The 14,323-nt window shown below is 48.5% G+C and carries 14 protein-coding genes; 10 read left to right on the top strand and 4 right to left on the bottom strand.

The window, feature by feature from the left end:
• Positions 1–566 precede the first annotated feature (566 nt).
• The 5 genes from ACTHMC_RS12240 (at position 567) to ACTHMC_RS12220 (ending at position 4,513) form a co-directional block, all read left to right on the top strand.
• Complete coding sequence (locus ACTHMC_RS12240; RefSeq protein ID WP_440413411.1) at positions 567–1,922, top strand: Gfo/Idh/MocA family protein; 1,356 nt, start codon at positions 567–569, stop codon at positions 1,920–1,922.
• A 17-nt stretch (positions 1,923–1,939) separates the two neighbouring features.
• Positions 1,940–2,965 carry a PmoA family protein gene (locus ACTHMC_RS12235; protein ID WP_440413410.1) on the top strand — a complete coding sequence of 342 codons (1,026 nt, stop codon included), beginning with the start codon at positions 1,940–1,942 and terminating at the stop codon, positions 2,963–2,965.
• A 151-nt stretch (positions 2,966–3,116) separates the two neighbouring features.
• Entirely contained in the window at positions 3,117–3,266 is a 150-nt protein-coding gene (locus tag ACTHMC_RS12230; protein ID WP_440413409.1) for a hypothetical protein, read from the top strand.
• Positions 3,267–3,299: 33 nt separating this feature from the next.
• A complete protein-coding gene (locus ACTHMC_RS12225) occupies positions 3,300–3,887 on the top strand; it encodes a diheme cytochrome c-553 (protein ID WP_440413408.1) in 588 nt (195 codons plus the stop codon).
• Between the two features lie 155 nt (positions 3,888–4,042).
• Positions 4,043–4,513, top strand: coding sequence for a hypothetical protein (locus ACTHMC_RS12220; RefSeq protein WP_440413407.1), 471 nt, complete (start codon positions 4,043–4,045; stop codon positions 4,511–4,513).
• On the opposite strand, the gene ACTHMC_RS12215 is transcribed toward ACTHMC_RS12220, so the two are convergent.
• From ACTHMC_RS12215 to ACTHMC_RS12205, 3 genes are read right to left on the bottom strand one after another with little or no spacing between them, the layout of a single operon-like run.
• Entirely contained in the window at positions 4,508–5,500 is a 993-nt protein-coding gene (locus ACTHMC_RS12215; protein WP_440413406.1) for a glycosyltransferase family 9 protein, read from the bottom strand. The two genes, ACTHMC_RS12220 and ACTHMC_RS12215, sit on opposite strands and share 6 nt — an antisense overlap.
• Complete coding sequence (locus ACTHMC_RS12210; protein ID WP_440413405.1) at positions 5,497–6,477, bottom strand: glycosyltransferase family 2 protein; 981 nt, start codon at positions 6,475–6,477, stop codon at positions 5,497–5,499. The genes ACTHMC_RS12215 and ACTHMC_RS12210 overlap by 4 nt, the downstream gene beginning before the upstream one ends.
• Positions 6,474–8,159: a carbamoyltransferase family protein gene (locus ACTHMC_RS12205; protein ID WP_440413404.1), complete on the bottom strand. Its 1,686-nt coding sequence runs from the start codon at positions 8,157–8,159 to the stop codon at positions 6,474–6,476. The genes ACTHMC_RS12210 and ACTHMC_RS12205 overlap by 4 nt, the downstream gene beginning before the upstream one ends.
• 185 nt (positions 8,160–8,344) lie before the next feature.
• Between ACTHMC_RS12205 and ACTHMC_RS12200 the strand changes: the two genes are divergently transcribed.
• From ACTHMC_RS12200 to ACTHMC_RS12180, 5 genes are all read left to right on the top strand, one after another.
• On the top strand, positions 8,345–9,346 hold the full coding sequence (locus tag ACTHMC_RS12200; protein WP_440413403.1) for a glycosyltransferase family 4 protein: 1,002 nt from the start codon (positions 8,345–8,347) through the stop codon (positions 9,344–9,346).
• Entirely contained in the window at positions 9,321–10,646 is a 1,326-nt protein-coding gene (locus tag ACTHMC_RS12195) for a glycosyltransferase family 4 protein (RefSeq protein ID WP_440413402.1), read from the top strand. Before ACTHMC_RS12200 ends, ACTHMC_RS12195 begins: the two co-directional genes overlap by 26 nt.
• The gene (locus ACTHMC_RS12190; RefSeq protein WP_440413401.1) at positions 10,582–11,136 is read left to right on the top strand and encodes a D-glycero-alpha-D-manno-heptose-1,7-bisphosphate 7-phosphatase; all 555 of its coding nucleotides are present in this window, start codon (positions 10,582–10,584) and stop codon (positions 11,134–11,136) included. The genes ACTHMC_RS12195 and ACTHMC_RS12190 overlap by 65 nt, the downstream gene beginning before the upstream one ends.
• Positions 11,137–11,202: 66 nt before the next feature.
• Positions 11,203–12,249, top strand: a complete 1,047-nt coding sequence (locus ACTHMC_RS12185) for a glycosyltransferase family 9 protein (RefSeq protein ID WP_440413400.1) — start codon at positions 11,203–11,205, stop codon at positions 12,247–12,249.
• A gap of 26 nt (positions 12,250–12,275) precedes the next feature.
• Positions 12,276–13,805 carry an MFS transporter gene (locus ACTHMC_RS12180; protein ID WP_440413399.1) on the top strand — a complete coding sequence of 510 codons (1,530 nt, stop codon included), beginning with the start codon at positions 12,276–12,278 and terminating at the stop codon, positions 13,803–13,805.
• Positions 13,806–13,848: 43 nt separating this feature from the next.
• Here the strand turns inward: ACTHMC_RS12180 and ACTHMC_RS12175 are convergent.
• The coding region (locus ACTHMC_RS12175; protein ID WP_440413398.1) for a ferritin-like domain-containing protein at positions 13,849–14,323 on the bottom strand (475 nt) is incomplete at its 5' end.

The raw sequence follows: 14,323 nt of genomic DNA, 5'->3' as shown, positions 1-14,323 counted from the left end.
GTATCTCCGCCACTCTCCCTGGAACTTGCTGATCAGGTCATATTACCTCCGCTTTTAGTGATGAAATATTGTTTACTACCGGTATCGTGTAACCGGAATTTCAGTTGAATGCATAGATTACCCTGTTGCTATCCGCATCACTTTTTTTTAGTTCTGCGAACGCATTACCACACCGGTACTTCGCCCGTATGGTCAGGATGAATACTGTTGCCAGGCACGAAACTGCTGCCGTGACTGGACTTACTCCGCAATTTTAATGTCAGTTAAAAATCAGATCAGCCGGTAGGCTGGCCTTGAATGGTGCAAAGGGCCTGGTGCAAATTGGCCCTGGATGGTTTTAATGTCTCTCCGAAGATAGTGAATTTTTATCCCCAGCTTCTTTTTTGTGAATTTTTCAATGGCCTTTACCTCCCTGAAGGATGAATTGCTAATTTTTTTATCTGTCCAACTTTTCCAGTTTTTTTAGTATTTTTTTGCTCCCGCAAGCCAATTAACGGCAGGGGATAGCCAAAATCACTGACAATCACTATGCTTCACAACCTTATATTCACACAAATGTCCCTGATATGAAAAAGTCCCGCAGATCTTTTCTCAAGAATACTACCCTTGCCGGAGCTGGTCTCCTGGCAGCGCAATCCGGTATCAGCGCCCTTCATTACCGCCGCATCCTGGGAGCCAATGATCGCGTGCGCGTTGGCGTGGTAGGGTATTCCGACCGCCACAAGCAAAGCCATATGCCCTGTTTCATGAACCATTACAAGGAACTCAATTTTGAAATAGTGGCCGTGTCAGATATCTGGAACAAAAGAAGAGAGGAAGGCTCCAAAGCCTGGCAGGAAAAAATGGGCAGGGAGGTGATCTCCTGCCGTAACAATGATGAAATGTATGCAAAGAAACTGGTGGATGCCGTGTTTATCAGCACGGCCGATTTTCAGCATGCCCTCCATACTATCGAAGCTGTAAAAGCAGGCTGTGATGCATACGTGGAAAAGCCTTTCGCGGAAACCATGGAAGACAACCGCGCTGCCCTCAAAGCCGTGAAGGAAACCGGAAAGATCGTACAGATCGGTTCCCAGCGCAGGAGCGGCACCAATTATCATGCGGCCAATGATTTTATCCGCAGCGGAAAACTCGGTCCCATCACAATGGTGGAACTTACCTGGAATGTAAACCAGCCCGGCCGCTGGAGAAGACCAGCCCTGCTCAACCAGATCACGGAAGCGGATACGGACTGGAAACGTTACCTGCTCAACAGGCCATATGAAGCCTTCGATCCCCGTTTATACCTGGAGTACCGTTTGTTCTGGCCTTATTCATCCGGACTGCCCGGCCAGTGGATGAGCCATCAGATCGATACGGTACACTGGTTCACAGGCCTGCCTCATCCGCGCAGCGTGGTGGCTAACGGCGGCATCTATCAATGGAAAGATGGAAGGAAAAACTGGGATACCCTGATGGCCGCTTTCGATTACGGTCCGCTGGATGATCTCAGCAAAGGCTTCCAGGTGACCTTCGGTTCCAGGATGCATAACGGCGATGAGCGCCCTACAGAAATTTATTATTCCAATGGCGGTGAACTCAATCTCAACACCAATAAGGTTTCTCCCAAAGGTGGCCTCACGGAGAATCATGCAAAGGCCATGAACATGCAGCCCAACCTGCTGCCGGAAGAAAGTCTCAGTGCCTCCGTTGCTGCCGTTGCTTCCGCCAATACCGGCGGTGATGTACTCACCAGCAACCACGTACGAAACTGGATGGACTGCGTGCGCAGCCGCAAACAGCCCAATGCACCGGTGGAAGCGGGTTACAGCCATAGCATCGCAACCATCATGACCACCGCGGCAGCACGCACAGGAGAGAAAGCCACTTTCGATACAAAGAAACAGGAAGTGATGGCCGGTGGAAAAATCTTCAAATACTGATCCGCAAAATCTCTTGTATGAAAACCTTAACCAGATTTGCCGGAACTGCCGTGCTCAGCATGGGTATAGCTGTTACTGCTTCTGCACAGCAGGTGAAATTTGTAAAGAGTAAAACCGATAAAAAGATCGATGTGCTGATCGGCAATCAACTCTTCACTTCTTTTTTATATCCTGATACACTGGAGAAGCCTGTGTTGTTTCCCGTCAATACCGCTAACGGAACGATGGTGACCAGAGGCTTTCCCCTTATCCCGCAGCCTGGAGATCCTACCGATCACCCGCATCATATCGGGCTTTGGTTCAACTATGAAAGCGTGAACGGGCTTGATTTCTGGAATAATTCCTATGCCATTCCCCCGGCACGCAAACCCAAATACGGATGGATCAGAACCGTTCAGGAACCGGTCACTAAAGGCAGTACACTGAGTTACCGTTCAAACTGGACCAACCAGGAAAATGATGTATTGCTGGAAGAAGCCACTACGTTGCAGTTCAGCGGCAGTGACGGCCAGCGTATCATCGACCGTACCACCGTGCTAACGGCTAAAACAGCCGTGGTGTTCAAGGATGTGAAGGATGGCATGCTCGGTTTCAGAATGGCGCATGCCTTGCAGATCCCGGAGCTGAAAGACAAAGAATATAAAGATGAACATGGAGTGGTAACTGTGGTGAAGGGAGCGGTTGACAGTATCGCCAACGGGAATTACCTCACCAGTGAAGGCAAGAAGGGTAATGACGCCTGGGGTAGCAGAGCAGGCTGGTGTACGCTCTTTGGTAAGATGGACAATGATTCTGTGAGTGTCACCATCTTTGACCATCCCAAAAATGTAAATTACCCCACCTGGTGGCATGCGCGTGGTTATGGTCTCTTTGCAGCCAATCCACTGGGAGAAGCCGTATTCACTAACGGTAAGTCATCCACGAACCTGACCCTGAAAGCTGGGGACAGGATCACCTTCCGGTACAGAGTGCTCATCACAAATGGCAGCAGCACTCCCGGTACTGAGGAACTGAACCGGCAAGCCGCTGCTTTCGGAAAATAAAAATGGATTTGATATATATTAAACCGCCTGGCTGTAAATGCCGGGCGGTTGGATTTTTAGGGGGATTGGTAGCCAAAAATCACATGTTTGTGTTACTGTGAGGCCTTTTGATTTGTTATAGTTTTGCCATCTTATAACAAGTCTACAAGCCATGATCATTCCACATTATTTCGGAGCCATTCTCTGCACCCTGCTATTATGGGTGGAAGCCCAGGAAGCTCCAATACCGGCGGAACAGGAAAAACTTCCCGCTATTACAGAATTGCATCCTCTGCTGGATTTGTTGCCCGGACTTCTATAATCATCAACCCATATTCAATTAACAAGTCTATTTATGAAAAAGAAATTTCTCCTGGGAGGCGTACTGGTCATGGGCGCCATCATCTACGCAGCCTGTGGCGAGCAGCAGGCGCAGCAACCCCTGGCTGACGCGGCTATCAGTAAAGACAGCCTGGTGAAGCGCGGCGAATACCTCGTAAACGTAATGGGGTGCGGGGATTGCCACTCTCCCAAAATGATGGGACCTCAGGGCCCGATGATCGATCCGGAACGTGTTCTTTCCGGCCATCCGGCAAACCTGCCGCTGCCAAAGGTGAACCCTGCTGAACTGCAGAACTGGGTTCTGTTCAACCACAGCCAGACTGCTTTCGTAGGCCCGTGGGGCGCTTCCTTTGCGGCAAACATCACCGGTGATTCCACTGGTATCGGTTCCTGGACCGAAGAACAGTTCTTCCGCGCCATGAAGGAGGGTAAATACAAAGGACTGGCCACCAGCAGGCCTTTATTGCCTCCCATGCCCTGGCAGAATTTTGTGAATGCAAGTGATCTCGATCTGAAGAGCATGTATCTCTATCTTAAATCTACGAAGCCCGTTAATAACGTGGTGCCTACAGCAATCCCTCCCACAGAGCTGGGAAAATAATGCAGCCGAAATATTTGAAATCCCATGTGCATGCACAGGGGATTTTTTTTGCCCATACCTGAAACCCGCAGGGGGCTTATCTTCTACACTGAATGTTTAAGGCTGATCACTGTACAGAGGGTATGATAATTGTGCCGGTTAGTAAAAGTACAGCCATGAAAAAACAATCCTTCTTCCTGCCGGCATTGCTGCTGGCCGGACTTACAATTATTTCTTTGCATAGCAGCGCGCAGGACAGTACCATGCGCAGAAACAACCGTACACAGTCACAACCACACCAGGCGCAGCAATACGAGTACAGGGATATCCGCACTGGACAAAACATCAATCTGCGGTACGACCGCCAAAAGAAAATGACTTACAATTCAGCTACCGGCGAACCAGTGAATATGTATATCAACCATACCACAGGCGATACGGTTTTCGGCCGTGGCCAGTACATCCTGAACAGTTATATGACGCGTGATAATTCAGGCGTGTGGGGAGTGGACACCACCCGCATCCGTGTCAGCGATAACGGACTTTTCATCATCGATGGAAACAGGAAACTGAAAACGGAAAAGTCTTACAGCGATTATATGAAATCGCAGGGAAGTCAGAGAAGAAATAACCGCGACAGCTTATAATGCTGTTACCGGTTCCAGTTTGTTGATCAATGTTTCGTATACAGTTCTGAGCGATGGATGTGTGAGCCAATCGATCACGGTATGCCGGTTCCGGTCTAACGGTCCCCATCGGTTGGGCTCCCCATCCATACTTATTATCAGGCTGGGCGTATGAGTGGCCGCAGCAATATGTGATACACCGGTACAGTTGGCAATCAGCAATGCTGCATCATCTATCAGCGCAGCTACTGTTCCCAGATCTGTTTTCCCTGAAAGGTCAATACTGTTCTGCTTCATCCATTTCTGTACTTCTGCAATAATGGGCTGTTCTTCTTTCGTTCCCGTGAACACTACCTGGTAGCCTGCATCTGCACAGAAATCACCCAGCATGGCAAAATGCGCGGGAGGCCATTGTCTCCATCCTGCACGTGATCCCGGATGAACACATACATAAGGCTTGCCGGTGAAAGGAAAAACTTCTTTCAGTTGTATCTTTTCCTTTTCTGTTACAGGAAATTCCATTGCAGGATCATTGGCCGGAATATCCAGGAAGTTCATCAGGGCCATATGGCGAAGCACTTCATTCAGCTGTGTTGGATAATTCATGAAATGTGGCCAGGGAGAAGGTAATCCGGGTTGTTTAAAACCTGCTATATTGCTGGCTCCCAGTTCAGGCAGCAGTTCATTTACTATGGAACCGTTGCCTTGCATCTGAATGATCAGATCGAAAGATTGTTGCTGCATAGCCGATACAAAATCATTCCATTCAAATTCATTGAACGGCTGCTCGGGAAGACCGGGATAACCCGGAAAATGGATATGCCTGTCAAAGTATTTTGGAAAACGCTTCAGCAGGGAAGCCGACCAGGGCAGTCCAAGCAGCGTGATCTCTGCATAAGGATATGCCTGCCGCAATGCGCGGATGGCAGGGATGGAACAAAGAAGGTCTCCAAGCTGAAGTGCACGGAGAATGGCAATCCTTGGATGCGGATTTATCAGTGGGATCATAACAGTAATCGTTTATAACGTATACAACCATACGTATTCCAGAATACCGATAAAGCCGGTATGAACATGGAAGTGATGATCATTTCAAATACATGTGACGGTTTTTTGGAGGTGCCTCGCAGCCTTTTGCCCGCCAGTATGCCTGTAGTGCCGGTCCACATGAACAGGCTTGCATAAAAAAGCGAGGCTGGCAAAGCCGCGGCTGCCAGCAGACCGGAGGCCGAAATAAGGCTGCAGTAATAGATCAGCGGAGGTCTCGATCTGATTTTCTCTTTGTACATGGTGCAATGCTTACGATACAGTAATGCATTGAACATATTTTTCTTTTCTATCTTCAGGCTAACGCCCCATGACACTTTCCTTACAGGATGCACTACCAGCGCTTCCGGTACATAGCGCACCGGGATAGCCTGTTTCAACAGTTCGAACTCCATGGCGCTGTCTTCCCGCCAGGCCATTGTGAAATCTTCATCAAAGCCTCCTGTCTTCTCCAGTGCAGACCTGCTGATGGCACAGTTGGCGGTAACAAAACTAGCCTGCTGCAGTTGTGCAATATTTTTCTGATAATCGGTAGGCTGTTGCGGAACAGGCACCAGCAGTTTCCCGGTGAATGCAATATGTTCCCTTGCCTGCTGCCTGAAATATTTCAGGTAGGCTTCCACAAAACCATGAGAAGGATGACAGTCGTCATCCGTGAAGATCACCAGCCTCCCTTCCGCCGCTTTCCAGCCTGCATTGCGTGCTGCTGCTGGCCCCCTGTGCTCAGGGAGCGTCAATACTGTGATTTGCGGAGTGTGGCTGTATGCCATTTTCAGCTTGTTTACAGAACTGAAGGTTTCTGCATCAGGTCCGTCAGTGATCACTATGATCTCATATGCTTTATGACTGACGGACTGATCCACCAATGCCTGCAGGCATTTTATCAGCAGGCCCGGCCTTTTGAAAGTGGGAATTACAATGGAGGCAACGATGCTCATGAGGATTGTTTTTCTACGAGGAATGAATTGATCACCAATGCATCAAAAGGCGAGGTATAAAAACAACTGATGGCATCTTTGGGTGAACAGACTATCGGCTCACCTCTTGTATTGAAGGAAGTATTGATCAGCACGGGAACACCAGTGATAGTATAGAATTCCTGGAGCAGGTCATAATACAGCGGATGCTGCTGCCTGTTGATGGTTTGGATGCGTGCTGTACCATCCACATGGGTAACAGCAGGGATCCTTTGCTCAGCCTCTTTCTTTACCGGATAAACAAAAAGCATGAAAGGGGAGGTGGAGGCATTTTCAAACCATTGTGCCGCTTCTTCTTCCAGTACTACTGGAGCAACAGGACGGAAGTCTTCCCTGTCCTTTATTTCATTGAGTTTTTGCTGCATTTCGGCTTCTAAGGGTGATGCAAGAATAGAGCGGCTGCCCAGCGCACGGGGACCGAATTCCATCCTTCCCTGGAACCAGCCGATGATCTTTCCTGAAGCAAGGATCCGGGCGGTCTCCGCCGCTACATTATCCAGCTTCCGGTAAGGAAGTTTCATCCATTTCAACAACTGCTCCACCTCTTCATCGGTATATCCCGGGCCCAGGTAAACATTGTTCATGGGAGGTACAGGATAATAGGCATTGAACTGCCTGTCTACATACCATGCCGCTCCGGGTGCTGTGCCGGCATCACCGGCAGCAGGTTGTACCCAGATATTGCTGAAGGGACCTTTATCTCTCAGCCCGGCATTGAGCACACAGTTGAGTGCAACACCTCCTGCCAGGCAGCAATTATCCTTACCCGTTTGTTCATGCAGCCACCAGGCGAGGCTTAACACTGTTTCTTCCAGTACTTTCTGTAATGAATGGGCTATGTCAAAATGTTGTTGGAGGAGAAGAGCTCCCTTACTACGCCTGGGGCCAAAGAGCATTTCAGGATCGAAAGCATCGATCGTATACCCGCCATTTTCTTTCACATGGATCAGGGAACGGAATTGCTCCAGGTACTTTGGTTGACCGTAAGAAGCCAGCGCCATTACCTTATATTCATCCGAAGAGTGTAAAAAGCCAAGGTGCGTTGTGATGATCTCATACAGCATGCCCAGTGAATGGGGCATACATACTTCTCCTATCTTTTCGAGTGCGTTACCATCTCCCTTGAAATAGCTTGTTGTGGCATTTTCTCCTCTGCCATCGATGGTCATAACAGCTGCCTCCCTGAAAGGAGATGGATAAAAGGCACTTGCGGCGTGGGCCGCATGATGTTCAACATAATGCCATTTAGAACGGAGGTCGCCGGCGTTTGCGAGGCGGTGCTGAAGGTGATGAGGATAACCATCTTTCAGTTGCTCCGGTGCGCTGTTGAGGTAAGTATGAAACAAGGGGTCCCAGTCTGCATAGAACTTTTCCGGGCCTTTGCCGCCTTCCGGTATATTATTGAACAACTGGGGATCGAAGGAATAAGCGATATGGTCAACCTGGTTGAGCGATATACCGGCCTCTTTCAGGCAGTAATCTATTGCATGAAAGGGAAGCTCCCAGGCAGCGAAAGGAATGGGGCGCTTTCCATGTTTTATATGTGTGAACCTTTCTTCCTCTGCTGCTGCTATCAGTTGACCGTTCTTCACCAGTGCTGCTGCTGAATCATGAAATGCTGAGTTGATGCCGAGTGTATACATGCACCAGCTTGCAACAAACACATGCCCAGTGGGAAGTGTAGATGTGTTGCATCATCTGCCGGGTTTTTGAATTTCAGAAGCGCTTCCTGCGGGCATTCTGTTGCTCAAAAGCGAACGGCATCGGATTAGTAGAAAATTATATGTACAATTTTTTACGATTCCTCAATTAGCTCACTCCTGATAATATGCAAGCATCGCAATCAACAGAAAAACGACCGGCAGTATTCACCTGGCATATCCACGGAAGTTACCTCTATTATCTTTCGCAGGCAGACATCGATATCTATGTACCATTGGCTCATCCTGTGCGGGAGGGTTATTATGGCAGGGGACAAACATTCCCATTCGGTAGCAATGTAAAGGAGGTGCCTGTTGAACAGGTGAAGGAACTTGATTTCGATTGCATCCTGTTTCAGTCGCCCCATAACTTTCTCCGGGATCAATATGAAATATTGTCAGAAGCGCAGCGTGCAATTCCAAAGATCTATCTGGAGCACAACGCACCTAATGGTGCTGCAGCTTCTTCTGTTCATCCCATGAATGATCCCTTCGTCACACTGGTTCATGTTACACATTATAACAAGCTGATGTGGGATCAGACTGTCCCTGATGTAAGAGTGATAGAACATGGTATTATCGAGTCTCCCTGGCCCTACACAGGAGAACTGGAAAAAGGAATTGTTGTGATCAATCATATCAGGGAGCGGGGCAGGGATACCGGATGGGATATTTATGAGCAGTTGAAAGAGGTAATACCGCTGGACCTGGCTGGCATGGGAACAGAGATATATGGCGGGCTGGGAGAGATTCTGCATCCACAGCTTCCGCAATTCCTCAGCAGGTACAGGTTCTTTCTGAACCCTATAAGGCATACCAGCCTGGGCCTGTCTTTCCTGGAAGCCATGATGGGTGGGCTTCCTGTTGTGGCGCTGGCTACAACGGAATATGCCACCGTTATCAGGAACGGGTATACCGGTTTTGTACATACGAATATTTCCGAACTGATCGAAGGCATGCAGTTGCTGCTGGAGAACAGGGACCTGGCCGCAGTAATGGGCAGGCATGCACAACGCACCGCAAAACACAAATACAATATAACAAGGTTTGCAAAGGACTGGGAGCATCTTATCCGGTCTGTTGCCAGCTTTCAAATCCAAACGCATGAAACAGAGAGTAGCATTCATTAGTGAACATGCATCACCACTTGCAACGCTGGGAGGGGTAGATAACGGAGGACAGAATGTATATGTTGCAGAATTGAGCACGCAGCTGTCATCGATGGGTTACGAAATAGATATTTTCACCAGGAAAGACAGGGAAGACCTCCCGGAGATCATCAACTGGAAACCTGGTATCCGGGTGATCCATATTGCTGCCGGTCCAACGCTGTATATTCCCAAGGAGCAGTTGATGGATTATATGGGTCAGTTTGCCGACAGGATGAAGCAGTTCATAAAAAGCAATAAGATACTGTATAAGCTGATCCACGCACATTTCTTTATGTCAGCCATGGTAGCTGCCGAACTTAAAAAAGAGTTACAGATACCTTACCTGGTTACCTTTCATGCGCTGGGTAAGGTGAGGCGCCTGCATCAGCAGGAGGCTGACAGGTTTCCTGCGGAGAGAATTCCGGTGGAATCATTCCTTGTTCGGGATGCTGATGCGATTGTTGCTGAATGTCCGCAAGACAGGCAGGATCTCATCACTCATTACAGGGCGGCTATAGAAAAGATCCATGTGGTGCCCTGCGGCTTCAATCCCACGGAATTCTATCCGGTGGATAAGCAGGAAGCAAGAGAACGCCTGGGTTTGAGGAGATCGGAGAAAGTGGTTTTGCAATTGGGAAGAATGGTGCCCCGGAAAGGGGTGGATGATGTGATACGTGCTGTGGGAGCTTTACAGGGACAGGTTAAAAAACTGAAGCTTATAATAGTAGGTGGAGAGGCCGATCTGCCTGATCCGGCAGCAACCCCGGAGATCCGCAGGCTGATGCAGGTATCAAAAGAATGCAGAACGGAACAATGCGTGCAGTTTGCAGGCAGGAAAGACAGAGACATACTCAAGTATTATTATTCTGCAGCCGATGTGTTTGTCTCCGTTCCCTGGTATGAGCCATTCGGCATTACACCGCTCGAAGCAATGGCCTGCGGCACCCCAGTGGTTGGCTCCAATGTAGGTGGGATCAAGTATAGTGTGGTGGACAGGCTTACAGGCTTTCTGGTACAGCCTAAAGACCCGGTGAATACCGCCCGCATGATATGGCAATTGCTGGAAGATAGATTCATGCATAATTACATGCGTAAAAATGGTATTCAACGGGTGAATAAGATGTTTACCTGGAGTAAGGTGGCGGAATCCATTCATACAGTTTATGAGAAGGTGGCCAACAGGCAGGTAACGTCTGACCCTTCAGGCGGTATATATGAAGAAAGCAGTGTTTATAGACAAAGACGGAACGCTGATCAGGAATATTCCTTTCAACGCTGATCCGCGTTTAACTACACTATTGGATGGAGCGGCAAATGCGCTCAATATATTGCAGCGGTGCGGATACCTTCTGCTGGTTATTACCAATCAGCCGGGCATTGCATTGGGGCTGACCTGCGAGGTAGCATTACATAACCAGTACCTTCACCTTAGCAGGCTGCTGCGTAAACAGCAGGTCACACTGAACGGGATGTATTATTGTCCGCATCATCCCCTTGGTACCGGTATCTACGGCAGCTTCTGCCTGTGCCGCAAACCCTCTCCCGGTATGCTTATCAGAGCCGCCGCAGATTGGAATATTAACCTCCGGCAAAGCTGGATGGTAGGCGATATCCTTAACGATACGGAGGCAGGCAACAAAGCCGGGTGCCGTACCATTCTGCTGGACCAGGGCAATGAAACAGAATGGCTGCCCGGTAAAAAACGGGAGCCTTTACATATCTGCCATCACTGGTCCGGCGTTGCGCAATTCATTTCTTCAAATTGCTGACATTGTATGCAGGAAAAACAGTCTTGGCCCCGATGCAGCAACCTGCTTTGCATCCGTGCCGATAATATGGGCGATCTCATTATGACCGGACCAGCCCTCCGCGCATTGAAAGAAAGTTTCAGTTGCCGCATAACCGTACTTACCTCTTCAATGGGTAAACCGGTGACGCCTTTTTTGCCTGTAATAGATGAAGTGATGGTTGCAGATCTTCCCTGGATCAAAACGGATCTTTATGATGAACAGGTGCTTCAGCAACTGGTCAATGAGATCAGGCAACGGAATTTCGACGGTGTGATTATTTTTTCAGTATACAGCCAGAGCAGCCTGCCCGCAGCATTGCTCTGCCTGATGGCAGGAATTCCGCACAGACTTGCATTCAGCCGCGAAAATCCATACAGCTTACTTACCCATTGGGTACCGGACAGGGAGCCCTATCATACTATTCAGCACCAGGTGTTACGCGATCTCCAGCTTGTCGGCAGCATCGGCGCAACTACGGATCAGGAACAGTTGTTCCTGCAGGTTCGTAATGAGGACAAGCGTGCTGTGATGTTAAAACTCCGCAATGCGGGAATCGACCTGGCCCGGCCCTTCCTCATTTTTCATCCGGGTGTGAGCGAAGCAAAAAGAATGTATCCTTCCTCTTACTGGATTGCAGCCGGAAAAAAAGTTGTGGCAGAAAAAGGTTCCCGGATACTGGTAACCGGCACTGCCGGAGAACAGGCGCTTACGAAGGGGATAGCCCGGGGGATCGGCATCGATGCTATCGATATGGCAGGACAGTTTTCTCTTGGTGAATTCATTGCCCTGGTTGAAATGGCTGCCCTGGCAGTAAGTGTGAATACAGGAACCGTGCATATTGCTGCGGCCTGTCAGACACCTGTGGTAGTTCTGTATGCCAATACCAATCCCCAGCATACTCCCTGGAGGGTGCCCTGCAGGGTGCTGCCCTTCTCCGTGCCGGAAAACAGCAAAAGTAAAAATGAAATAATTGTGTGGGTAGATAAGCTGTTATACCGGGATTTTGTACCTTTTCCGGATGCTTCAGAGGTTGTAACAATGGTTTATGAGCTATTTGACAGAGAGCCTGTTAACAGGCACGAACATTGTTAATAAAGCTGAAACAGTAAAATATTGTTATGAGGCTGAGACCACAGGCAACATTAACAGAACAGGAAGTAAAGGCAGGGTTGAAGTATGTGATAGGGGATGGATTGGCAACGGAGGCGATGACCACACTTACGGGAGGCGCTTTCATGGTGGCGTTTGCTTTGCTGCTCGGCGCCAACAACTTTGAGATCGGGTTGCTGGCAGCACTTCCAACCCTGGTGAATGTTTTTCAGCTGATTTCCATCTGGCTGGTTCGCCGGTACAATAACCGGAGGGCCATCAGTGTGATCTGTTCATTCCTGGCAAGAACACCGCTGATAGTGATAGGCTGCCTTCCTTTTTTCAGCAACAATACCAGTATAGAACCTGTCATCTTTTTCCTCTTCTTTTATTATCTCTTTGGTTCCATCGCAGGTCCCAGCTGGAATGCCTGGATGAAAGACCTGGTGCCTGAAAACCTGTTAGGATCGTACTTCGCAAGAAGGGCAAGGAATATGCAATTGCTGAATGTGTTACTGAGCCTGACCCTGGCTTTGCTCATCGATTATGTGAAAGATCATTTTCCCGCTTATGAACTGAATGCATATTCGGTAATGTTCGTTGCTGCAGGAACTGCCGGGCTGATTGGAGCCATTGTTCTTTCCAAAGCGCCTGAACCCATGTCTACCCTTACCAACGAAAATATTTTCCGCTTGCTGGCCAAGCCTTTGAAAGACGCAAATTTCAGAAAGCTGCTGCTCTTCAACTCTGCATGGATCTTCGCATTCAATCTTGCTACTCCTTTCTTCAATGTGTTTATGATGAAAACGATTGGGCTTTCCCTGTCGTGGATCATCGGGCTCACTATTCTCAGTCAGTTGAGCAGTATCCTTACAGTTCGGATGTGGGGCGTTTTTTCAGACAGGTACAGTAATAAAACCATCCTGGCTATTTGTGTGCCCTTATATATCCTGGTACTGATCGGCTGGTGTTTTGTAGGTATCTACTCCCGCTTTTATGCCAATCTGGCCCTGCTGATGGTTATTCATATAGCAAGTGGAATTGCCAATGCAGGTATCAATCTTTCTCTCACCAATATCGGGTTAAAGCTGGCTTCGCGTAATGAATCCATCGTATACCTTTCTGCCAAGAATATCATTACTTCTGTATTCTCGTCCCTGGCGCCACTGGTGGGCGGGTTGCTGGCTGATTATTTTACCAGCAGAAAAATTGTGATCAATATTGAATATTCCGGACCAAAGCTGAACAAGGTATTGCACCTGGTCAGTCTCCACGAATGGAATTTCCTTTTTTTGATCGGAGCTGTGCTGGCATTCATTTCCCTTGAGTTTTTGGTTCGGGTGAAGGAAACAGGCGAAGTGGAGAAGGATGAGGTGATGCGAGTGATGCGGAGCAGTATCCGGAATAACCTGAAAGACTATTTCCTTATTGGTCAGTTGATCGGCTGGCAGGAGCAGCTATGGGGTGTATTCAGAAAAACGCTGTATCCTGAAAAGAATAACAGGAAAAAAAGGGCTGCCACTGTTGTTGAAAATAATGATCCGCCGGATAATTCCTAATGAAATGATACCCGGCGGATCAATGATTATTGCAGAACATGTATCAGAAGGAATTTCCAATGGATAAACTGGTTTCCTTTTCCCATGAGTACCCACCTTCCTGTTCTGCATTCACATTAACGTAGGATTCTGCAATATCAGTGAGTAACTGATCTGTTTCCTCCTCTTCGTTCAGTGTTTTTTCCAGGATGCTGGCGGCTCTGTCGAGGTCCATGGTAATGGCCAGCTGAACAAGTCCGCCATAGGTGGCTATTTCATAGTGTTCTATTTTCTGGGCGGCAATGATGAGCGCAGCATCACGGGTGAGGGAACCTTCGGTTGTTTCCTCGATGATGCTTTTGGCTTCTTTGAGCAATCCTTCCATGGCTTCACATTTTTTGCCTTCCGGATTTTTGCCGATCACGCGGAAGACTTTCTCCAGGCGGGTTATATGCCGCTCCGTTTGTTTCCGGTGTTGTTCAAAAGCATCCTCCAACTCTTCTGTTGTGGATGATTTTTTCATCAGCTCAAGTCCTTTC

Source organism: Pseudobacter sp., from assembly GCF_051955275.1.
Taxonomy (GTDB): Bacteria; Bacteroidota; Bacteroidia; order Chitinophagales; family Chitinophagaceae; genus Pseudobacter.
The sequence above is the reverse complement of the archived record's forward strand: the minus strand, read 5'-3'. Positions and strand labels throughout refer to the sequence as shown.

What these genes read in the sequence shown, in the direction of transcription:
- ACTHMC_RS12220 (WP_440413407.1), top strand. Translation starts at nt 4,043, where the DNA reads ATGAAAAAACAATCCTTCTTCCTGCCGGCATTGCTGCTGGCCGGACTT.
- ACTHMC_RS12225 (WP_440413408.1), top strand. Translation starts at nt 3,300, where the DNA reads ATGAAAAAGAAATTTCTCCTGGGAGGCGTACTGGTCATGGGCGCCATC.
- ACTHMC_RS12190 (WP_440413401.1), top strand. Translation starts at nt 10,582, where the DNA reads ATGAAGAAAGCAGTGTTTATAGACAAAGACGGAACGCTGATCAGGAAT.
- ACTHMC_RS12230 (WP_440413409.1), top strand. Translation starts at nt 3,117, where the DNA reads ATGATCATTCCACATTATTTCGGAGCCATTCTCTGCACCCTGCTATTA.
- ACTHMC_RS12240 (WP_440413411.1), top strand. Translation starts at nt 567, where the DNA reads ATGAAAAAGTCCCGCAGATCTTTTCTCAAGAATACTACCCTTGCCGGA.
- ACTHMC_RS12215 (WP_440413406.1), bottom strand. Translation starts at nt 5,500, where the DNA reads ATGATCCCACTGATAAATCCGCATCCAAGGATTGCCATTCTCCGTGCA.
- ACTHMC_RS12235 (WP_440413410.1), top strand. Translation starts at nt 1,940, where the DNA reads ATGAAAACCTTAACCAGATTTGCCGGAACTGCCGTGCTCAGCATGGGT.
- ACTHMC_RS12200 (WP_440413403.1), top strand. Translation starts at nt 8,345, where the DNA reads ATGCAAGCATCGCAATCAACAGAAAAACGACCGGCAGTATTCACCTGG.
- ACTHMC_RS12185 (WP_440413400.1), top strand. Translation starts at nt 11,203, where the DNA reads ATGGGCGATCTCATTATGACCGGACCAGCCCTCCGCGCATTGAAAGAA.
- ACTHMC_RS12210 (WP_440413405.1), bottom strand. Translation starts at nt 6,477, where the DNA reads ATGAGCATCGTTGCCTCCATTGTAATTCCCACTTTCAAAAGGCCGGGC.
- ACTHMC_RS12195 (WP_440413402.1), top strand. Translation starts at nt 9,321, where the DNA reads ATGAAACAGAGAGTAGCATTCATTAGTGAACATGCATCACCACTTGCA.
- ACTHMC_RS12180 (WP_440413399.1), top strand. Translation starts at nt 12,276, where the DNA reads ATGAGGCTGAGACCACAGGCAACATTAACAGAACAGGAAGTAAAGGCA.
- ACTHMC_RS12205 (WP_440413404.1), bottom strand. Translation starts at nt 8,159, where the DNA reads ATGTATACACTCGGCATCAACTCAGCATTTCATGATTCAGCAGCAGCA.